Annotated in this window: 23 protein-coding genes; 11 read left to right on the plus strand and 12 right to left on the minus strand. The window is 75.1% G+C overall.

The features are described 5' to 3' along the window. Positions 1-12: 12 nt before the first annotated feature. From HL054_RS09410 to HL054_RS09425, 4 genes are read left to right on the plus strand one after another with little or no spacing between them, the layout of a single operon-like run. Complete coding sequence (locus HL054_RS09410) at positions 13-993, plus strand: helix-turn-helix transcriptional regulator (RefSeq protein WP_369138681.1); 981 nt, start codon at positions 13-15, stop codon at positions 991-993. Positions 994-1,019: 26 nt separating this feature from the next. Beyond that, complete coding sequence (locus HL054_RS09415; RefSeq protein ID WP_369138682.1) at positions 1,020-2,132, plus strand: DUF2332 domain-containing protein; 1,113 nt, start codon at positions 1,020-1,022, stop codon at positions 2,130-2,132. 27 nt (positions 2,133-2,159) lie between these two features. After that, a complete protein-coding gene (locus HL054_RS09420; RefSeq protein WP_369138683.1) occupies positions 2,160-2,747 on the plus strand; it encodes a TetR/AcrR family transcriptional regulator in 588 nt (195 codons plus the stop codon). Between the two features lie 42 nt (positions 2,748-2,789). Then, positions 2,790-3,392, plus strand: a complete 603-nt coding sequence (locus tag HL054_RS09425; protein WP_369138684.1) for an NAD(P)H-dependent oxidoreductase — start codon at positions 2,790-2,792, stop codon at positions 3,390-3,392. Here HL054_RS09425 and HL054_RS09430 read toward each other — a convergent pair. Beyond that, complete coding sequence (locus HL054_RS09430) at positions 3,339-4,154, minus strand: DeoR/GlpR family DNA-binding transcription regulator (RefSeq protein ID WP_369138685.1); 816 nt, start codon at positions 4,152-4,154, stop codon at positions 3,339-3,341. The genes HL054_RS09425 and HL054_RS09430 overlap by 54 nt on opposite strands. Before the next feature lie 65 nt (positions 4,155-4,219). On the opposite strand from HL054_RS09430, the gene HL054_RS09435 reads away from it, so the two are divergent. Next, the gene (locus HL054_RS09435; protein ID WP_369138686.1) at positions 4,220-4,609 is read left to right on the plus strand and encodes a DUF4406 domain-containing protein; all 390 of its coding nucleotides are present in this window, start codon (positions 4,220-4,222) and stop codon (positions 4,607-4,609) included. After that, a complete protein-coding gene (locus tag HL054_RS09440; RefSeq protein ID WP_369138687.1) occupies positions 4,606-6,123 on the plus strand; it encodes a phenylalanine--tRNA ligase beta subunit-related protein in 1,518 nt (505 codons plus the stop codon). The genes HL054_RS09435 and HL054_RS09440 overlap by 4 nt, the downstream gene beginning before the upstream one ends. A gap of 35 nt (positions 6,124-6,158) precedes the next feature. On the opposite strand, the gene HL054_RS09445 is transcribed toward HL054_RS09440, so the two are convergent. The 3 genes from HL054_RS09445 to HL054_RS09455 are packed head-to-tail and all read right to left on the minus strand — an operon-like array spanning position 6,159 to position 9,075. Continuing rightward, the gene (locus tag HL054_RS09445; protein ID WP_369138689.1) at positions 6,159-6,938 is read right to left on the minus strand and encodes an ABC transporter ATP-binding protein; all 780 of its coding nucleotides are present in this window, start codon (positions 6,936-6,938) and stop codon (positions 6,159-6,161) included. Positions 6,939-6,955: 17 nt separating this feature from the next. Further along, complete coding sequence (locus tag HL054_RS09450; protein ID WP_369138690.1) at positions 6,956-8,020, minus strand: FecCD family ABC transporter permease; 1,065 nt, start codon at positions 8,018-8,020, stop codon at positions 6,956-6,958. Positions 8,021-8,025: 5 nt separating this feature from the next. Beyond that, positions 8,026-9,075: an ABC transporter substrate-binding protein gene (locus HL054_RS09455; RefSeq protein WP_369138691.1), complete on the minus strand. Its 1,050-nt coding sequence runs from the start codon at positions 9,073-9,075 to the stop codon at positions 8,026-8,028. 194 nt (positions 9,076-9,269) lie between these two features. Between HL054_RS09455 and HL054_RS09460 the strand changes: the two genes are divergently transcribed. Then, positions 9,270-9,914 carry a dihydrofolate reductase family protein gene (locus tag HL054_RS09460; protein ID WP_369138692.1) on the plus strand — a complete coding sequence of 215 codons (645 nt, stop codon included), beginning with the start codon at positions 9,270-9,272 and terminating at the stop codon, positions 9,912-9,914. Positions 9,915-9,924: 10 nt separating this feature from the next. Here the strand turns inward: HL054_RS09460 and HL054_RS09465 are convergent, their stop codons facing one another. Next, the gene (locus HL054_RS09465) at positions 9,925-10,347 is read right to left on the minus strand and encodes a winged helix-turn-helix transcriptional regulator (protein ID WP_369138694.1); all 423 of its coding nucleotides are present in this window, start codon (positions 10,345-10,347) and stop codon (positions 9,925-9,927) included. A 38-nt stretch (positions 10,348-10,385) separates the two neighbouring features. On the opposite strand from HL054_RS09465, the gene HL054_RS09470 reads away from it, so the two are divergent. Then, complete coding sequence (locus HL054_RS09470; RefSeq protein ID WP_369138695.1) at positions 10,386-11,348, plus strand: oxidoreductase; 963 nt, start codon at positions 10,386-10,388, stop codon at positions 11,346-11,348. Between the two features lie 81 nt (positions 11,349-11,429). Further along, a complete protein-coding gene (msrA, locus tag HL054_RS09475) occupies positions 11,430-11,945 on the plus strand; it encodes a peptide-methionine (S)-S-oxide reductase MsrA (RefSeq protein WP_369138696.1) in 516 nt (171 codons plus the stop codon). A gap of 55 nt (positions 11,946-12,000) precedes the next feature. Here the strand turns inward: msrA and HL054_RS09480 are convergent, their stop codons facing one another. From HL054_RS09480 to HL054_RS09495, 4 genes are all read right to left on the minus strand, one after another. Further along, entirely contained in the window at positions 12,001-12,618 is a 618-nt protein-coding gene (locus tag HL054_RS09480; protein WP_369138697.1) for a dihydrofolate reductase family protein, read from the minus strand. Then, positions 12,618-13,103: an SRPBCC family protein gene (locus tag HL054_RS09485; protein ID WP_369138698.1), complete on the minus strand. Its 486-nt coding sequence runs from the start codon at positions 13,101-13,103 to the stop codon at positions 12,618-12,620. The genes HL054_RS09480 and HL054_RS09485 overlap by 1 nt, the downstream gene beginning before the upstream one ends. Further along, a complete protein-coding gene (locus HL054_RS09490; RefSeq protein ID WP_369138700.1) occupies positions 13,100-13,447 on the minus strand; it encodes an ArsR/SmtB family transcription factor in 348 nt (115 codons plus the stop codon). Before HL054_RS09490 ends, HL054_RS09485 begins: the two co-directional genes overlap by 4 nt. A gap of 134 nt (positions 13,448-13,581) precedes the next feature. Continuing rightward, positions 13,582-14,622: an NAD(P)-dependent alcohol dehydrogenase gene (locus HL054_RS09495; RefSeq protein ID WP_369138701.1), complete on the minus strand. Its 1,041-nt coding sequence runs from the start codon at positions 14,620-14,622 to the stop codon at positions 13,582-13,584. A gap of 156 nt (positions 14,623-14,778) precedes the next feature. Here HL054_RS09495 and HL054_RS09500 point away from each other — a divergent pair, with 156 nt between their 5' ends. Next, positions 14,779-15,663, plus strand: a complete 885-nt coding sequence (locus HL054_RS09500; protein WP_369138702.1) for a helix-turn-helix transcriptional regulator — start codon at positions 14,779-14,781, stop codon at positions 15,661-15,663. Positions 15,664-15,774: 111 nt separating this feature from the next. Here the strand turns inward: HL054_RS09500 and HL054_RS09505 are convergent, their stop codons facing one another. The 3 genes from HL054_RS09505 to HL054_RS09515 form a co-directional block, all read right to left on the minus strand. Beyond that, positions 15,775-16,305 (minus strand): MFS transporter, encoded by a 531-nt coding sequence (locus HL054_RS09505; protein WP_369138704.1) that lies wholly within the window; start codon positions 16,303-16,305, stop codon positions 15,775-15,777. Positions 16,306-16,388: 83 nt separating this feature from the next. Continuing rightward, positions 16,389-16,607, minus strand: a complete 219-nt coding sequence (locus HL054_RS09510; protein WP_369138705.1) for a hypothetical protein — start codon at positions 16,605-16,607, stop codon at positions 16,389-16,391. 105 nt (positions 16,608-16,712) lie between these two features. Next, positions 16,713-17,651: a LysR family transcriptional regulator gene (locus HL054_RS09515; RefSeq protein ID WP_369138706.1), complete on the minus strand. Its 939-nt coding sequence runs from the start codon at positions 17,649-17,651 to the stop codon at positions 16,713-16,715. A gap of 104 nt (positions 17,652-17,755) precedes the next feature. On the opposite strand from HL054_RS09515, the gene HL054_RS09520 reads away from it, so the two are divergent. Beyond that, a complete protein-coding gene (locus HL054_RS09520; protein ID WP_369138707.1) occupies positions 17,756-18,748 on the plus strand; it encodes a cyclase family protein in 993 nt (330 codons plus the stop codon). The last annotated feature ends 3 nt before the right edge of the window (positions 18,749-18,751 follow it).

Raw genomic sequence — 18,751 nt, forward strand, 5'->3', positions numbered from 1 at the left:
CATCCTCAGGACATGAGCGGACCATCGTCCCGGTTGCTGGCACTGCTGTCCCTGCTGCAGGCGCGCCGCGACTGGCCGGGGTCGTTGCTGGCCGCCCGCCTCGAGGTCACCCCGCGGACGGTGCGCCGGGACGTCGACCGGCTGCGCGCGCTGGGCTACCCGGTCCGGGCGACCAAGGGCCCCGACGGCGGCTACCGCCTCGACGCCGGCTCCGAGCTGCCTCCGCTGCTCTTCGACGACGAGCAGGCCGTCGCGCTCGCCGTCGCCCTCCAGGCCGCCGCGGCCAGCGGTGCCGCGGTCGGCGACGCCGCGGCCCGCGCCCTGGTCACCGTCCGCCAGGTCATGCCGGCCCGGTTGCGCCACCGCATCGACAGCGTGCAGGTGACCACCGTGCCCGGCCGTGCGAGCGCCACCGCGGTCGACCCGTCGGTGCTGACCGCGCTCACCGCCGCGGTCCGGGCGCGCGAGGTGCTGCGCTTCGACCACGCTGCCGGGCCCGGCGACGGCACGGGCACCGGCGGCCCCACCCCGCCGCGCCGGGTCGAACCGCACGCCACGGTGCTCCGCGCCGGGCGCTGGTACCTCCTCGCCTACGACCTGGACCGGGACGACTGGCGGACGTTCCGCGTCGACCGGATGACCCCGCGGGTCCCCACCGGTCCGCGGTTCACCCCGCGCGACCTGCCCGGCGGGGACGTCGCCGCCTTCGTCGACGCCCGGTTCGCCGGCTCGACCGGCACCGGCACGTGGCCCTGCCGCGGCGTCGTCGAGCTCGACCTGCCCGCCGCCGACGTCGCGCCGTTCGCCCTGGACGGCGTGGTCGAGGCGCTCGGCCCGGACCGCTGCCGGCTCACCCTGGGCAGCTGGTCGTGGGTCGCGCTGGCCGCCACGCTCGGCCGGTTCGACACCCCGGTCCGGGTGCTCGGGCCGCAGCCGCTGCGGGACGCCTTCGGCACCCTCGCCGCCCGGTGCGCCGCGGCGGCGGGCAGCTGACCCACCGGGACGGGCAGGCTGTGCCGGTGGCCCCGACCCGCACGCTCGCCGACGTCTACCGGACGGCCGGGAGCTCGCCGCTGGAGCAGCAGGTCGCCGCGGCGGTGGGCGGCTCCGCCGGGGCGCTGCGCGCGATCGGGTCGATGCCGGCACGCTGCCGGCGTCCGGCCGTCGTCCTCGCCGCGCTGCACGACCTCGCGCTCTCCGGGCGGGCCCCGGCGCTGGCGGCGGCATGCTCCGCGGCGGACGGGCACGCGGCCGCCGCGGCCGCGGTCGACACCCTGGTCCGGCAGGCCGACGAGGTCGCCGCCGTCGCCGGACGCCGTCGGCCGCAGGCCCTCGACGCCGTCCGCTGCGCGGTGCTGTACCCGGCCGTCGCGGAGGCGGCGCACCGGACCGGCGCGACGTCGGTCGGGCTGGTCGACGTGGGCTCGGCAGCGGGGCTGGACACCCAGCTCGACCGGGTGGGCACCCGCTACGACGCGGCGACCGTGCTGGGCGACCCGCGCTCCCCCGTCCAGCTGTCGGCCTCGGTCGTCGGCGGCGTGCCGGTGCCGGCCCGGGCCGTGCCCGAGGTCGTCGCCCGGACCTCGGTGGGCCCCGACCCGGTCGACGTCACGGACCCGGACGACGTCCGCTGGCTGCGCGCGTGCGTGCCGCCGGACCGGCCGGAGCGGACCGCCGCCCTGGACGCGGCGATCGCGCTGGTGGCCGGCGCCCCGCCGCGGCTGGTCCGGGGCGACGTCCTCGACCGGCTGGCCGACGCCGTCCGCGGGGTCCCCGCAGGGGCGCTGCCCGTGGTCACCACCACCTGGGCGCTGTCCCGGCTGCCGGTGGCGCGCCGGCCGGGGTTCCTGCGCCTGCTGGCCGAGGCGGCCGCCGACCGGACGGTCGCGTGGGTGTCGGTGGAGGGCGTCGGCGTCGCGCCGTCGGTGCCGACCCTCGGCGACCGCCCCGCGTCGGGGCACAGCATCGTCGGGCTGACGGTCGCCGACCGGTCGGGGACGCGCGCGGAGGTGCTGGGCCGCTGCTGGTCGCGCGGCCGGACGCTGTCCTGGCTGGTCAGAGCCGAGCCGCCGACCACCGTCTCGCTGCCGGGCACGACCGCCCGCACTGACGCGCCCGGCTACCCTCGGTAGCTCCAGCCACGTGCAGCGGGAGGGGCGATGACCGACCGGCCGACGACCTCCCCGCGCCGTCGCCTCTCCCAGCAGGACCGCCACGCCCAGCTGCTGGCGGTGGCCCGCGAGCTGGTCCGCGACGAGGGCACCGACCTGCTCACGCTCGGCCGGCTGGCCGAGCGCGCCGGGGTCACCAAGCCGGTGGTCTACGACCACTTCGGCAACCGGGCCGGTGTCCTCGCCGAGCTGTACCGCGCCTTCGACGCACGCCAGCACGCGGTGCTCGACGCCGCCCTGGCGGAGACCGAGCAGACGCTGCCGGCGGTGGCAGCGGTCGTCGCCGGGGCCTACGTCGACTGCTGCCTCGCCGAGGGCCGCGAGCTGGCCGACGTCGTCTCGGCGCTGAGCGGTTCGGCGGTGCTCGACCAGCTCCGGCAGGACGCCGAGGACGGCTACCTCGCCAAGTGCAGCGCAGCCCTCGAGCCGTTCGCCGGCCCGGTCGACCCGGCCGGTCTGCGCGCGGTGGTCGGCGCCGGCGACGCCCTCGCCCGGGCCGCGCTCACCGGTCGGATCGACGGCGACCAGGCCCGGCAGACGCTTGCCCGGGTGATCCAGGCCGTCGTCCCGGCGTAACCTACTACCGGTAGCTTGTCGTCGAGCAGTCCGGAGCCGTCGGTGCACACCCTGGTCGTCCTCGCCCATCCCGACCCGTCCTCGCTGACCTCGGCCGTGGCCGGTCAGCTCGAGAACGCGCTGCGACCCTCCTCGGTCGAGGTCGCCGACCTGGCGGCGGAGGGCTTCGACCCCCGCTTCACCCTGGCCGACCGCCGCGCCTACACCGACGGCGCCGACCTCCCGGACGACGTCCGGCGCGAGCAGCGCCGGCTGGACCGGGCGACGGACCTGGTGCTGGTCTTCCCGGCGTTCTGGTGGTCGATGCCCGCGCTGCTCAAGGGGTGGGTCGACCGGGTCTTCGTCAGCGGCTGGGCCTTCGACCACTCGCCCCGCGACCCGGGCGCCGGCCTGCAGCCGAGGTTGCAGCGGCTCACCACGCACCTGCTGCCGGTCGCCGGCGCCGACGCCGGCGCCTACGACCGGCACGGCTACGAGCAGGCCCTGCGGACGCAGGTCGAGCACGGGATCGTCGAGTACTGCGGCAGCCGGCGGGGGTGCACGGCGTTCGTGCACGACTCCGAGCAGGACGACCGGGCGGCGACCCAGCGGTCAGTGGACGCCGCGGTGCGCGCGATCGCCACGGCCGTCACCGCCGGGCGCTGACCGGCCGCCGGCCCGGACGATCGGCACGCCCATCCGCAGCAACCGCGCGACGACCTCGTCGTCGTCGGGCACGTCGGTGACGATGCCGGCCACGGCGTCCAGCGGCAGGACCGCGAACCGGGACGCGGCGCCGATCTTCTCGCTGCTGGCCAGCACGTAGGTGTCCGCGGCGCGCCTCGCCAGGGTGCGCTTCATGGCGGCCTCGTCGGCGTCGCCCGTGGTCAGGCCGCTGTCGGGGTGCACGCCGGTGACCCCGAGGAGGAACAGGTCCGCGTGCACCGCGTCGGCCGCCTCGACCGCGGCCGCCCCGCAGGCCACGGCCGAGTGCTTGAACAGCCGCCCGCCCAGCACGTAGACCTCCACCGTCGGGTGGTCGACGAGCGCGGCCGCGACGGTGGGGCTGTGCGTGACGACGGTCGCCTCGAGGTCGCGCGGGAGCGCGTGCACGACGGCGAGCGCGGTCGTGCCCCCGTCGAGGACGACGGTCGTGCCCGGCTCGACCAGCTGCGCCGCCGCGGCGGCGACGCGGGTCTTGCTGTCCACGGCCACGCCCCGGCGGGTGCCGTAGTCGGCGACCGCGGGCGAGGCGGGCACCGCGCCGCCGTACACCCGTTGGCACAGCCCGGCGGCGGCCAGCTCGCGGAGGTCCCGCCGCACGCTGTCCTCGCTCACCGCCAGCTCGGCCGCGACGTCCTTGGCGATCACCCGGCCGTCCCGGCGCAGCCGGTCGAGCAGCAGGTCCCGGCGTTCGGGTACGAGCACGCATCCTCCTCCGACGTCTGCAAGGTGCTTCCGATTATTGCACGTTTGTGCCTAGTCTGTCGCCCATGACGACGACCTCACGACCGATGCTCATCCTGATCGCCGGCCCGTACCGCTCGGGCACCGGCGGCGACCCCGCCCTGATGGCCGCGAACCTCGCGGCGCTGGAGAAGGCGGCATGGCCGGTCTTCCGCGCGGGCCACGTGCCGATGATCGGCGAGTGGGTCGCCCTCCCGGTGCTGCGCAGTGCCGGGGCCGGCATCGACGACCCCCTCGCGGCCGAGGTGCTGTACCCGACGGCCGAGCGGCTGCTCGCCCACTGCGACGCCGTGCTGCGCCTGCCCGGCGAGTCGACCGGAGCCGACCAGGACGTCGCCCTCGCCCGGCAGCGGGGGCTGCCGGTGTACCACCGCGTCGAGGACGTGCCCGGGCACCTCGGTCGGGACGCGGCGTGAACGCGCCGGCCCGCGCGACGACGACGCCGGGCACGCCGGGCACGCCGGGCGTCGACGTGCCGGACGCCCGCGGCCGGACCGGCCTGGACCGGGTGGGCCGGCACGTCACCGGCAACCCCGACGTCCGGGTGGTGGACGTCGAGGTGCTGGCCGCCGCCTGGCACGTGCTCCGCCGCACGACCCTCGAGGTCAGGGGCCGGGACGGGCACTGGCGGACGCAGCAGCGGGAGACCTACGACCGGGGCAACGGCGCGACCGTGCTGCTCTACGACGCCGAGCGCAGGACGGTGCTGCTGGCGCGCCAGTTCCGCTGGCCGGTGTACGTCAACGGGCACCCCGACGGGCTGCTGCTGGAGACGGCCGCCGGGCTGCTGGACGACGACGACCCGGCGACGGCCATCCGCCGCGAGGCGGCCGAGGAGCTCGGCGTCGTCGTCGGCGAGCTGGAGCCGGTGTTCGAGGTGTGGATGAGCCCCGGCTCGGTCACCGAGCGGCTGTCCTTCTTCGCGGCGCCCTACTCCCCCGGGTCCCGGACCGGCGCCGGTGGCGGGCTGGCCGACGAGGGCGAGGACATCGAGGTGTGCGAGCTGCCCTTCGACGAGGCGCTCGGCCGGGTCGCCGACGGACGGATCGCCGACGCGAAGACGATCATGCTGCTGCAGTGGGCGGCCCTGTCCGGCCCGTTCGCCGCTCCCCGCGGGCCGCTGACGCGCGGATCCCACGAGGGGACTGCCACGATGCCCCTCGTGCAGCCCTCCGGAGCGGACCACGGACCCCAGCAGAGCGGTGCCGGCCGCGCGCCGGACGACCCGCGGGCCTGGCTGGCCGCCGCCTCCGTCGACCCCGCGGTGGTGGCCCTGCGACCGGACTACCGGGCACTGCTGGTCACCGCGGACGGTCTGCGCGGCGGTCCCAGCGACGAGGTCAGCGAGGGCGTGCTCGCCGCCGCGGAGGACGTCGCCCGGCGGTCGCTGGCCGGACGGCCGCCGGAGCAGTTGCCGCACCTCGCCGCCTGGCGCGAGGCCTACCGGGCCTTCGGCGCAAAGCCGCAGCGCACCCGCCCCAGCGTGGAGGCCCTGCTGCGCCGGCTGGACACCGGCGGCCTGCCCCGCGTCGACCGCCTCACCGACGTCTACAACGCCGTCTCGATCGCCCACCTCCTGCCCCTCGGCGGTGAGGACCGCGATGCCTACGCCGGCCCGCCGCGGCTGGTCCGGGCCACCGGGCAGGAGGACTTCGACACCACGGCCGGCGGCGAGCCCGTCGTCGAGCACCCGGACGCCGGCGAGGTCGTCTGGCGCGACGACGTGGGCGTCACCTGCCGCCGCTGGAACTGGCGCCAGTGCGTGCGCACCCGGATCGAGGCCGGCACCACCCGCGCGGTGTTCGTCCTCGACGCGCTGGACCCGCTCACCGACGACGCCCTCGACGCCGCGGCGGACGCCCTCACCGCCGCCCTGCTCGCCCTCAGCCCGGACGCCGTCGTCCACCGGGACCGGCCGCCGACGCGCTGAGCCGAGCGTCTCGGGACGGTGGTCGGGCCGGCCGGTCAGTCCCGTCCGGGTCTCGCGCCGGCGTCCAGCTCCGGCACGCCCGGCTCGAACACCACCGACGGACGCCCGCGCTCACCGACGTGCACCCGCGCCCGGACCCCGTACACCTCGCCGATGAGCTGGGCCGTGAGCACCTCGGCCGGCGCCCCACCGGCGACGGCCCTCCCGCCGGCCAGCACGACGATCGAGTCGCAGAAGGTGGCCGCCAGGTTCAGGTCGTGCAGGGCGATGACGCTGGTGACCGGCAGCCGCTGGACCAGGGACAGCAGTTCGAGCTGGTGCCGGATGTCGAGGTGGTTCGTCGGCTCGTCCAGCAGCAGCTCGCGCGGTTCCTGCGCGAGCGCCCGGGCGATGTGCACCCGCTGCCGCTCCCCGCCGGACAGCGTGTGCCAGAGCCGGTCGGCCTTGTCGGTCAGCCCGGTGTGCTCGAGCGCTGCGGTGACGGCCGCCTCGTCGCGGGAGGCCGACGAGCCGAAGAACCCGCGGTGCGGGATGCGTCCGAGCCGCACGACGTCCCGGACCCGGATGTCGGTGTCGGTGTGGGCGTGCTGGCCGACCACCGCGACCGCGCGCGCGACATCGCGCCGGGTGAGCGTGCGCAGCTCCTGGCCGTCGAGGGAGACGACACCGTCGTCCGGCCGGGCCGTGCCGGCGAGCAGGCGCAGCAGGGAGGACTTCCCCGAACCGTTGGGGCCCAGCAGTCCGACCGTCGCGCCGGGAGCAGGTGCCAGGGTCACGTCGTCGACGACCAGCGCGCCGCCTCGTCGCCATGCCACCCGCCGCGCCTCGAGGGTCACAGCACCCGCCGCCTGCGGAGCAGGATCAGGACGAACGCAGGGACGCCGATCAGTGCGGTCCCGACCCCGACGGGCAGCGGCGTGGGCTGGAACGCCACGCGGGAGACCGCGTCCACCCACACCATGAAGACCGCGCCGACCAGGACGGTGGCCGGCAGCAACCGGGCGTGGCGCGGGCCCACCAGGAAGCGGGCGGCGTGCGGGAGGACCAGGCCCACGAAGCCGATGGCGCCGGCGATGCTGACCAGCGTCGCGGTGATCACCGCGGTGAGCGCGAGCAGCAGCATCCGCGTCCGGGTGACGTGGATGCCGAGGGAGTCCGCGACGTCGTCGCCGAAGGAGAACGCGTCGAGCGCGTGGGTCTGGCGCAGGCACCAGACCGTGCCGGCGCACACCACGGCCGCGCACAGCACGACGTCGTCCCAGCGCACGCCCTCCAGCGAGCCGAGCAGCCAGAACATCACCCCCCGCGTCTCGTCGGAGTCGGCGAAGGCGAAGATCACGAACGACGTCAGCGCGGAGAAGAACTGCGTGCCCGCCACGCCGGCCAGGATCACGCGGTCGGTGCCGCCCCCGGACAGCCCGGCCAGGAGGACGACCAGTCCGAACGCCAGCAGCGCGCCGACGAAGGCGCCGCCGGAGAGGCCGAGCACCGAGCCGCCCAGGCCGAGCACACCGATCACGACCGCGCCGGTGGACGCACCGGAGGAGATGCCCAGCAGGAACGGGTCGGCCAGCGGGTTGTGCAGGAGCGCCTGCAGCACGGCGCCGCAGACACCCAGGCCCGCACCGCACGCGGCGGCGGTCAGCGCCCGCGGGAGCCGCTCCTCCCACACGATCGCGTCCTTCACCGCCCGGACCGGGACGTCGGCGAGGCCGACGTGGTTGAGCAGGACGTCGCGGATGTTGACCAACGACACGTCGGCGGGGCCGAGAGTGATGGCACCCGCGATCGAGAGGACCACGGCGGCGAGGCCGGCCACGACCAGGAGCAGGCCGCCGGCACCCCGCCGGCGCGGTGCCGCGCCGACGACGTCCTCGGTGCCCAGGAGCGCGGGCACCGCGCTCAGGACGTCGTCCCGAGCTGCTCGAGCCCGTCGGCGAGCTTCTCGAGTCCGTCGACGAACCGGATGGACGGGTTCATCTCCGCACCGTGCAGGGCGATGTACCGCTCACCGCGGACCGCCTGCATGGTGCTGGTGAGCGGGTCGGCGGCGAGGAAGGCCTTCTTGTCCTCCAGCCGGTCACCGGGGAACCGGTCGCGCAGCAGGTCCCCCAGCACGAGCACCTCCGGGTCGCGCTCGACGACGGTCTCCCAGCCGACCGCCGGCCAGTCCTCGTCCAGGTCGGCGAAGACGTTGCTCGCCCCGACCGTGGCGGCGAGGAGGCTCGCGGAACCGAACCCGCCGGCGACGTAGGGGCTCTTGGTGTCGGCGAACCAGAACGCCATGGTGACGTCGCTCTGGCCGATCCGGTCGGTCGCCGCGGCGGCACGCTCCTGCAGCTCGGCGATCAGGTCCTCGCCGCGGGACGGCACGTCGAACACCTCGGAGAGCTCGCGGATCTCCTGGTAGAGGGAGTCCACGTCGAGCAGCCGGGTGCGCGTGCCCCCGCCGTTGATGCTCTGGCCGGCCTCGCAGTCGGTGGGCGAGAGGTACGGCTCGATGCCGGTCTCGGCGAACCGGGCGCGCTCGGCCACCCCACCGGTGGCGAAGTGGCGGCCGAAGGAGGCGGTGACCAGGTCCGGGTCGGCGCCCAGGACCGCCTCGTAGCCCGGCGCGTTGTCGGCCAGCCGGGGCACGGAGTCGTTGGCCTCGGCCAGCTCGGGCAGCACGGGGTCGGTCCACGACGCGGTCCCCACGACGCGGTCCTCGAGCCCGAGGGACAGCAGGATCTCGGTGGACCCCTGGTCGAGCGAGACGACGCGCTGCGGCGGGGCGTCGATGGTCAGCTCCATGCCGCAGTTGTCGACTACCAGCGGGTACTCGGTGACGCCCTCTCCCCCGTCGGCGGCCGCCGCCGGTGCCACCGGCTCGGAGGCACCGCAGGCGGTGAGGGCGCAGGCGGAGGCCAGCGCGACGGCCGCGGCACGGCTCCAGCGGGAGGGCGTGTTCATGTGCGGGGTCCTTCGTCGGTGGTCGGGGCTCGCCGGGACCGCGGGTCGACGGCGGACGTCCGGGGGCTGAGCGTTGGCTAACCTAACTCATCCCGTGCGGCGTTCGGCGACCCGGGCGGGGCCGGCGCCGCAGCGATGAGTCCGGGTGGCCCCGGCAGTCCTGTCCGGGACGACCACCTACCCCGGGAGCTGGCATGGGCCTCATCCAGATCGAGATGTTCGCGACCCTCGACCTCGTCGGGCAGGCGCCCGGCGGTCCTGAGGAGGACCCGGAGGGGTTCCCGTTCGGCGGCTGGCAGGCACCGCTGCTGGACGACGTCGCCGGCGCCCAGGTGCAGGACTCGTACGCGGGCACCGACGCCCTGCTGCTGGGCCGGCGGACCTACGACATCTTCGCCGCGTACTGGCCGCACCAGGAGGACGGCGCGGACGACGCCATCGCCACGCTGTTCAACCGCATCCCGAAGTACGTGGCCTCCCGCGGCCGCCCCGACCTGTCCTGGGCCGGGTCGACGCAGCTCGGGCCGGACCTGGCCGCGGCGGTCCGCGAGGTCCGCGACCGGCACGAGCACGTCGCCGTCGTCGGCAGCCTGGACCTGGTGCAGACCCTGCTCCGCGAGCAGCTGTTCGACCGGCTGCACCTGTGGGTGCACCCGATCGTGCTGGGCGTCGGGAAGAAGGTGTTCGCCGGCGGTGCGGTGCCCACGAACCTCACCCTCCTGGAGCCACCCGTCGCCTCCCCCAGCGGCACGGTCTTCCTCCGCTACGGGATCGGCGCCGGCACGCCCGCGACCGGCGACATGGCCGCGCCCGACCGCGGCGTCCGGCCCGCCGGCTGACCGGCCGGGGTCAGGCGGTGGCGCTCTCGTGCGCCGCACGGGAGGCGAGCACGTCGTCCATGTGCGTCTCGGCCCACTCCTTGACCCCGCGCACCAGCTGGTGCAGCGACAGCCCCAGGTCGGTCAGCTCGTAGGAGACCGTCACCGGCACCGTCGGCGTCACCGTGCGGGTGAGCAGCCCGTCCCGCTCCAGCGAGCGCAGCGTCTGGGTGAGCATCTTCTGGCTGACGCCGGCGAGCCGGCGGGCGAGCTCGGAGAAGCGCAGCGCGCGAGGCCCGGCGCCACCCGGTCCGCCACCGAGCGCGCACAGCACCAACGCGACCCACTTGTCCGAGATCCGGTCGAGCAGCTGACGGCTGGGGCAGGCGGCCAGGAACGCGTCGTACTCCGCCTTGGCCTGCGCCCGCTGCTCGGCCGCCGTCGTCGTCGCCATGTCCTGCTCCAACCCGTGGGTGACCTACGCACCTGCAGGTGCCTACTTCCCTCCGGGAAGTTACCCGGTCAGGGTGGGGGCCGGCCGTCCGGCCACCAGCTCTCGACGACAGGCAGGGACATGACCACGCTCTCCACCTCGCTCCCGGCGGCACCTGGTCCCTCGGCGACCTGACCGTCACCCGGTTCGGCTACGGCGCCATGCAGCTCGCCGGGCCGTGGGTGATGGGCCCGCCGGCCGACCGCGAGGGCGCGCTCGCGGTCCTCCGCGCGGCCGTCGACCTCGGCATCACCCACGTCGACACCAGCGGCGCCTACGGGCCGCACGTCACCAACCAGCTGATCCGCGAGGCCCTGCACCCCTACCCCGACACGCTGCACGTGGTCACCAAGGTCGGCGCGACGCGGGACGCGCAGGGCGGCTGGCCGCCGGCGCGGCGGCCCGAGGACGTCCGCCGCCAGGTGCAGCAGGACCTCGACACCCTCGGCCTCGACGTCCTCGACCTGGTGCACCTCCGCCTCGGGGACGCTGACGGACCGCAGCCCGGGTCGCTCGCCGAGCCGTTCGAGGCGCTGGCCGACCTGCAGCGGCAGGGCCTGGTGCGGCACCTCGGCGTCAGCAACGCGACCGCCGACCAGGTGGCCGAGGCGCGGTCGATCGCCCCCGTCGTGGCCGTGCAGAACATGTACAACCTGGCCTCCCGCCGGGACGACGACCTGGTCGACCTGCTGGCCGCCGACGGGATCGCCTTCGTGCCCTTCTTCCCGCTCGGCGGCTTCACCCCGCTGCAGTCCGCGACGCTCTCGGCGGTGGCCGCCCGGCTGCACGCGACGCCGATGTCGGTCGCGCTGGCCTGGTTGCTGCAGCGCTCACCCAACGTGCTGCTCATCCCCGGCACCTCGTCGGTCGACCACCTGCGCCAGAACGTCGCCGGCGCCGGGCTCACGCTCACCGCGGCCGACGTCGCCGAGCTGGACCGGATCGGCCGCCCGCTGCCCTGACGGGGGAAGCAGCTGCCGGGGTCGTGGTGTTGTCCTGGCGTGCTCGGCACAGAATCGTGCTCGACACAGAGGGAGGCACACGTGACCACTGAGACCGCTGTCCTTGCCGGAGGCTGCTTCTGGGGTGCGCAGGACCTGCTGCGCAAGCGCCCCGGGGTCGTCTCGACCCGGGTCGGCTACTCCGGGGGCGACACGCCCAACGCCACGTACCGCAACCACGGGGACCACGCCGAGGCGGTCGAGATCGTCTTCGACCCCGAGGTGATCTCCTACCGGGAGCTGCTGGAGTTCTTCTTCCAGATCCACGACCCGTCGACGCGGGACCGGCAGGGCAACGACGTCGGCCGCAGCTACCGCTCGGCCGTCTACTACACCAGCGACGAGCAGCGGCAGGTCGCCCTGGACACGATCGCCGACGTCGACGCCTCGGGTCTGTGGCCCGGCCCGGTCGTCACCGAGGTGGAGCCGGCCGGCGCCTTCTGGCAGGCCGAGGAGGAGCACCAGGACTACCTGCAGAAGATCCCGTTCGGCTACACCTGCCACTACGTGCGGCCGGACTGGGTGCTCCCGCGCCGCGGGGCGCAGGCCGCCCGCTGACCACCTCCCCGGGCGGCTCCCGGTCCACCGGGACGCCGCCCGGGGCTCCCGGCGGTCAGCGCTGCCGGACGGCGTAGGTCAGGTGGGTCACCCGCCGGCTCGACTCGGCGTGGACCTGCGCCAGGCCCAGCCGGCCGGCGTCGACGCCGTCGAAGAGGCGGATGCCGGAACCGAACAGCACCGGTGACACCGCGACCGTGAACTCGTCGACGAGGCCGGCGTCCAGGTACTGATCGATCATCGCGCCGCCGCCGGCGATCCGGACGTCCCGGTCGCCGGCGGCCTCGCGGGCCCGGTCGAGCGCGACCCGGGGGTCGTCGACGAAGTGGAAGGTCGTCCCGCCCTGCCGCGGCCAGGGGTCCCGCGGCCGGTGCGTCACGACGAACACCGGGGCGCGGAACGGCGGGTCCTCCGGCCAGGCGTGCTCACCGGCGTCTAACATCCGCCGGCCCATGACGCTCGCGCCGGTGCGCTCGAACGTCGCCCGCACGATGTCGTCGTCGCGGCCCTCCTCGCCGCCCTCGCCGAGCCCCAGGCGCTCCCGGAAGGACCGCAGCGGGAAGACCCACGCCTGCAGCTCCCGCCACTGGGCCCCCATGAGCTCGCCGAGGGAGGCGGGCGCGATGAACCCGTCCAGCGACATCGACACGCTGGAGAAGACCTTCCCGGCCATCAGCTCCCCGCCCCCTCGGCGAGCGTCCCGGTGACGTAGTCCGCCAGGTGGGCCAGGGTCTGCCGGCCACCCTCGACAGCGTGGTACCGCTCCACCGCCTCGTCGCGCGCCGCCCGGGTGGGGAACACCGTGCGCATCTCCAGCCGGGTGGTCGCGCCGTCGGCCGCGAAGCTGAGCACCGACTCGAACGCGTCCGGGTCGCCCGGGGACTCCCCGTGCAGCAGCACGATCCGCTCCGGCGGGGTGATCTCGGTCCAGCAGATCCACTCGGGGTAGTCGGTGCCGTCCGGTCCGTGCATCACGAAGACCCACTCCCCGCCGACGCGGAACTCGAACGCCCGGGTCGTGGTGGTGAACCCCTCCGGCCCCCACCACCGCGACAGGTGCCGCACCGCGGTGAACGCCTCGAAGACCAGCTCGCGCGGCGCACCGATGGCGCGGGAGACCACGACCTCCCGGTCGGCCGTCGCGGACGGCGCGCTCATCGCTGCTCCTCCTGCCGGGCCTGCTCCAGGTCCCGCACGTAGGCGTCCAGCCGGTCGAAGCTGGCGTGCCAGAACCCCTCGAAGCCGCCGGTCCACTCGTGCACCGGTCGCAGGCCGCGGGCGTCGAGGCCGTACAGCCGTTGCCGGCCGGCCCGCCGGTCCCGCACCAGCCCGACCTCGCGGAGCACCCGCAGGTGCTTGGAGGCCCCCGGCTGCGTCGTCCCCAGTTCGCGGGCCAGCTCGGTCACCGGCCGCTCCCCCGCCCGCAGCAGCACCAGGAGGTCCCGGCGCTGCGGCTCGGCGATCGCGTTGAACACGTCCGACGTCGTCGCTGCTCGTGCCATGCCGGAAACCTATACCCATATGGGTATGGGTCACCAGGCGTTCGGCTGCACAACGTGGACGACGAACGGCAGCCGGGCGGCCGGGGCGGCGGGCGAGGCCACCGGTCCGGCCGACGGGCTCAGCTGTCCAGCGGTCACCCCAGGGTCGCGGCGTCGATGACGAACCGGTACCGGACGTCGGAGGCGAGCACCCGCTCGTAGGCCTCGTTGACCTGGTCGGCGCGGACGACCTCGACCTCGGCACCGATGCCGTGCTCGGCGCAGAAGTCGAGCATCTCCTGCGTCTCGGCGATGCCCCCGATCATCGAACCGGCGAACGTGCGGCGCCCGCCGATCAGCGACATCACGTCCAGGCTCAGCGGCTCCGGCGGAGCCCCGACGTTGACCAGCGCGCCGTCCACCGCCAGCAGCGACAGGTGGGCGTCGACGTCGATCGGCGCGCTGACGGTGTTGACGACCAGGTCGAACCGGCCGGCCAGGGAGGTGAACGTGTCCGGGTCGCTGGTGGCGAAGTACTCGTCGGCACCCAGCCGCAGCCCGTCCTCCTGCTTCTTCAGCGACTGCGACAGCACGGTCACCTCCGCACCCATCGCGTGCGCCAGCTTGACGGCCATGTGCCCCAGCCCGCCGAGTCCGACGACGGCGACCCGCCTGCCCGGCCCGGCACCCCAGCGGCGCAGCGGCGAGTACGTCGTGATGCCGGCGCACAGCAGCGGCGCGGCGGCGGCCGGGTCGATGCCCGCAGGCACCCGCAGCACGAAGCCCGCGTCGACCACCACGTGCGTGGAATAGCCGCCCTGGGTCGTCGTCCCGTCGCGGTCGGTGGCGGCGTAGGTGCCGACCATGCCGTCGAGGCAGTACTGCTCGTTGCCGGCCAGGCAGTTCGTGCAGTGCCCGCAGGAGCCGACCATGCAGCCGACGCCGACCCGGTCGCCGACCCGGTGCGTGGTCACGTCCGCCCCGACCTCGGCGACGACACCGACGATCTCGTGGCCGGGGACGACCGGGAAGGGCTGCGGGCCCCAGTCGCCGTTGACGGTGTGTATGTCGGAGTGGCAGATGCCGGCGTACTCGATGGCGACCAGGACGTCGTGCGGGCCGACGTCCCGGCGCTCGATGGTGGTGGCGGCCAGGGGCTGGCCGGCCGCGGGTGCGGCGTAGGCGTGGACGCGCATGGGGGGTGCTCCTCCGGTGTGGGGTGGCCCGGCGGGCCGGGTGCTGCTGGTGCCGGGGACCACGGAACCCCGCGGAGAGCGCTCGTGGGAGGGCGGGTCTGTGGGGGGTACCAGCTCGACCTCCCAGCGGCGGCGGACCGCCGTACCGTCGACCGGGTGGACAACCGCTCGGACATCCGCGACTTCCTGACCACCAGGCGCGCCCGGATCACCCCGCAGCAGGCCGGTCTGCTGCCCGGTGGCGGCCGCCGGCGGGTGCCCGGCCTGCGCCGCGAGGAGGTCGCCGTCCTGGCCGGGGTGAGCACCGACTGGTACACGCGGCTGGAGAAGGGCCACATCGCCGGCGTCTCGGAGGACGTGCTGGCGGCGGTGGCCCGCGCCCTGCAGCTGGACGAGGCGGAGCGGGTCTACCTGCTCGACCTGGCCCGCGCCGCCCGGCCGACCCGCACCCCCCAGCGACGCAGCCGTGCGGCGATCGAGCCGCGGGTGCAGTGGATGCTCGACTCGATGACCGGCTCCGCCGCGTTCGTCGCCAACGGCCGGCTGGACATCGTGGCCACCAACACCCTCGGGCGAGCGCTGCACGCACCGATGTTCGACGGCCCGCGGCGGCCGGCGAACTTCGCCCGCTTCCAGTTCCTCGACCCGCAGGCGCGCGACTACTACCCGGACTGGGCCGGGGCGGCGAACGTCACCGTCGCCCTGCTCCGCGCCGAGGCCGGCCGGCGACCGCACGACACCCAGCTGCGCGAGCTCGTCGGCGAGCTGTCGACGGTGAGCGACGAGTTCCGGACCCGGTGGGCCGCCCACGACGTGCGCATCCACCACAACGGCGCCAAGCAGTTCCGGCACCCCGTCGTCGGCGGGCTCGACCTCACCTACTGCACCCTCGAGCTGCCCGCCGGCCACCCCGGCCTCCGGCTGACCATCTACACCGCCGAGCCAGGGACGCCGTCCGAGGACGGCCTCAAGCTGCTGGCCAGCTGGGCGGCCACCCGCTCGACCGGCGACGAGCCCGCCCCGGTGTCCGACAGGCCCTGACGCCTCCCCGTCGGGCTGCGCGGGCGTCAGCCCGGCCGGTGCAGGCCCGTCAGCACGAGGGTGGCCTGACGACGCTGGCGGTGACCGGCGCCGGCACAGTCCGCCGGCGGCTCAGCCCCGTACGTCCACCGGTGCCCGCCGGGTCGACCGGACGGCTGCGGCTGCGGCCACCGCGACGACGCCGAGGACGACGAGCGCCGAGCCCAGCCCGTCGATCGCGTCGGACAGCGCGAGCACGACCAGCAGGCAGACCCGGCTGGCCACGATCAGCTCCAGCGAGGGCAGCCACAGCGGCGCCGTGCCGACGACGGCGTAGACCACCAGGGCGGCGACGAGCAGCCGCTTGCGGCCGACCCGGTCGACCACCCGCCCGGCGAACGGTGCGGTCAGGCCGATCACCAGCGCCGGCGCGGTGAGCACGACGGGCGTCAGCGCCTGCACACCGGGGGTGCCGGCGAAGGCGTCCTCGATGGCGGGCAGGACGGGGGCCAGCAGCACTGCTCCCAGCACACCCAGGCAGCTGGACAGCAGCAGCACCAGGGCCTGCGCACGGCCGGCGGGACGGCCGGTCGCCGGGTCGACGGCGACCTCGCCGGCCAGCGGCTCCGCGGCGAGCGGGGAGGGACTCACGACTTCCGACACGGGCGTCTCCGTTGACGGGGTGCCGGCTCCGGTGCCGGCACCACTGGAGCGGAAGTGTCAGGACCGCGCCGTCCGAGCGGAGATCACTTCTCCTGGGGGCGGGGATCAGCGCCGTGGACACCGGTGGCCGCCGGGGTGACCAGGGCGTGCCCCTGTACGCACCCGAGCACGGCCAGCCCCTGGAGCACCCGCTCCAGCAGCCGGGGACGACGGCCGACGAGATCGCCGGTCAGCGGGTCGAGGGCGAACTCGGCCCGCATCGGGGCGACGATGGCCAGGAAGCTCGCAGTTGCCTCGGACACGGGGGGCCTCCGTCCGGACGGGCAGGTCGCCGGTGACCTGCAGCACACCGGGCAGTCTGCGAGGTGCGCCGCCGGTTGGGAAATCGGCGTCGCTGACACCGCCCATCAACCGGGTTGATGCACCTCGGCGGCCGGCCCGACGGCCTGGGCCGCGGCGCGGGCGATGACGTCGCGCAGGTACCGGTGCTCCGGGTCGTCGTCCAGTGCGGGGTGCCACCACATCGCCTCCACGAGCTGCCCGGCCTCGAAGGGGCAGGGCAGGGCTCGGATGCCGGCGCCGAGCGGCAGCAGGTCGACCAGCCGGCGTTGCAGCAGCGCGATCCGCTCGCTGCCGGCGACCAGGGTGGGCACGGTGATGAAGTTCTCCGTCACCACCTGCACGTGCGGCTCGATGCCCAGCATCCGCATCTGCCGGGCGGCGGGCGTCGAGGCGGTCTGCCCGTGGTAGGTCAGCACCCAGGGCAGGGAGCGCAGGTGGTCGACCGTCAGGCCCTCGTCCACCACCGGGTTGTCGGCGGACACCACGCACACCCACTCGTCGCGGTACAGGTCCTGGTGCGACAGGTCGGTGACGAAGCCGTGCGGGAGCAGCATGACGTCGCCGCCGAGCAGCACCTGCTCGGCGCGCTCCACCATCGCCGGCGAGTGCGGGGTCAGCCGCAGCCGGGTGTGCGGCGCCTCCTCGGCCAGCAGCGACGCCAGCGTGTCCCCCAGCACCACGACGACGTAGTCGCTGACCAGCGCGGTGAACTCCCGGGTGGACGAGGAGGGGTCGAAGTCGGGCTGGGCGTCGAAGACGCGTTCGGCGCCGGACAGCGCCACGCGCACCAGGTCGCGCAGCTGGAGGGCCAGCGGGGTGAGCCGGTACTCGTTGCCCACCCGGGTGAGCAGCTCGTCGCCGAAGTGCCGGCGCAACCGGCCCAGCGACGCCGACAGCGCCGGCTGGCTGAGCCCCATCTGCGCCGCTGCCCGGGTCACGCTGCGGCGCTGGAGCAGGGCGTCCAGGGACACCAGCAGGTTGAGGTCCAGCCGGGCCAGGTTCATGGCCGGAGTATCCACTGCACTGATGCCCGGCATCAGGAGCTTCGTCTTCCCTGATCCTCTTGGGTCATCGAACGTGGTCCACGTCTCTTCGAGGAGGAACTGACGTGCCGCTGCCGGCCGAGCTCGACCGCACCGACCCCGAGGCCGCCATCGCGCTCGCCGCCGGGCGGAACTCCAACTGGGGCCGCTGGGGCGCCGACGACGTGCTCGGCACGCTGAACTTCCTCACCGAGGACAAGCGGGTCGAGGGCGCCGCCCTGGTCCGCCGCGGGGTGAGCTTCTCCCTCGCCCAGTCCTTCGACATGGACGGCCCGCAGAAGGGCTGGCGGCGGCGCACCAACCCCGTCCACACCATGCTGGACACCGGCACCGACGCCGAACGCGGCGTGCAGGGCTTCCCGCACGGCATCGGCGGCGCCGACGACGTCATCTCCATGCCGCTGCAGGCCTCCACCCAGTGGGACGGCCTCGGGCACATCTTCGACCACGGCAACGCCTGGAACGGCCGCCGCGCCGGCGACGTCGTCACCAGCGACGGCGACAAGGTCACCGGCATCCAGACCGCCGCCGCGCACATCGCCGGCCGCGGCGTCCTGCTCGACGTCGGCCGGGTCATCGGCCACTCCATCGGTACCGACGGCGAGCTCCCCGATGGGTTCGCCATCACCACCGAGCACCTGCAGGCCACCATCGCCGCGCAAGGCGAGTCGGCCCGGGTCGGCCGCGGCGACCTGCTGTGCGTCCGCACCGGCCGGCTCGCCCGCGCCCGACGGGAGGGCTGGGGCGACTACGCCGGCGGGGACTCCCCCGGCCTGTCCTTCACCACCGCCGACTGGCTGCACGACACCGAGATCGCCGGGATCGCCACCGACACCTGGGGCTTCGAGGTCCGGCCCAACGAGTTCGACGTCGCCTTCCAGCCACTCCACCAGGTCTGCATCCCCAACATCGGGCTGTTCCTCGGCGAGATGTGGGACCTCGACGCCCTCGCCGCCGACTGCGCCACCGACGGCCAGTGGGACTTCTTCCTCACCGCCGCCCCCCTGCCCGTGACCGGCGCCGTCGGCGCCCCGGTCAACCCCATCGCCGTCAAGTGACGA

Origin of the sequence: Modestobacter versicolor, from assembly GCF_041028285.1 — a bacterium.
GTDB lineage: Bacteria > Actinomycetota > Actinomycetes > Mycobacteriales > Geodermatophilaceae > Modestobacter > Modestobacter versicolor_A.

Excerpts from the sequence above, each read along its gene's own strand:
- HL054_RS09410 (WP_369138681.1), top strand. The coding sequence starts at position 13 with ATGAGCGGACCATCGTCCCGGTTGCTGGCACTGCTGTCCCTGCTGCAG.
- HL054_RS09420 (WP_369138683.1), top strand. The coding sequence starts at position 2,160 with ATGACCGACCGGCCGACGACCTCCCCGCGCCGTCGCCTCTCCCAGCAG.
- HL054_RS09435 (WP_369138686.1), top strand. The coding sequence starts at position 4,220 with ATGACGACGACCTCACGACCGATGCTCATCCTGATCGCCGGCCCGTAC.
- HL054_RS09455 (WP_369138691.1), bottom strand. The coding sequence starts at position 9,075 with ATGAACACGCCCTCCCGCTGGAGCCGTGCCGCGGCCGTCGCGCTGGCC.
- HL054_RS09460 (WP_369138692.1), top strand. The coding sequence starts at position 9,270 with ATGGGCCTCATCCAGATCGAGATGTTCGCGACCCTCGACCTCGTCGGG.
- HL054_RS09465 (WP_369138694.1), bottom strand. The coding sequence starts at position 10,347 with ATGGCGACGACGACGGCGGCCGAGCAGCGGGCGCAGGCCAAGGCGGAG.
- HL054_RS09480 (WP_369138697.1), bottom strand. The coding sequence starts at position 12,618 with ATGGCCGGGAAGGTCTTCTCCAGCGTGTCGATGTCGCTGGACGGGTTC.
- HL054_RS09485 (WP_369138698.1), bottom strand. The coding sequence starts at position 13,103 with ATGAGCGCGCCGTCCGCGACGGCCGACCGGGAGGTCGTGGTCTCCCGC.
- HL054_RS09490 (WP_369138700.1), bottom strand. The coding sequence starts at position 13,447 with ATGGCACGAGCAGCGACGACGTCGGACGTGTTCAACGCGATCGCCGAG.
- HL054_RS09495 (WP_369138701.1), bottom strand. The coding sequence starts at position 14,622 with ATGCGCGTCCACGCCTACGCCGCACCCGCGGCCGGCCAGCCCCTGGCC.
- HL054_RS09515 (WP_369138706.1), bottom strand. The coding sequence starts at position 17,651 with ATGAACCTGGCCCGGCTGGACCTCAACCTGCTGGTGTCCCTGGACGCC.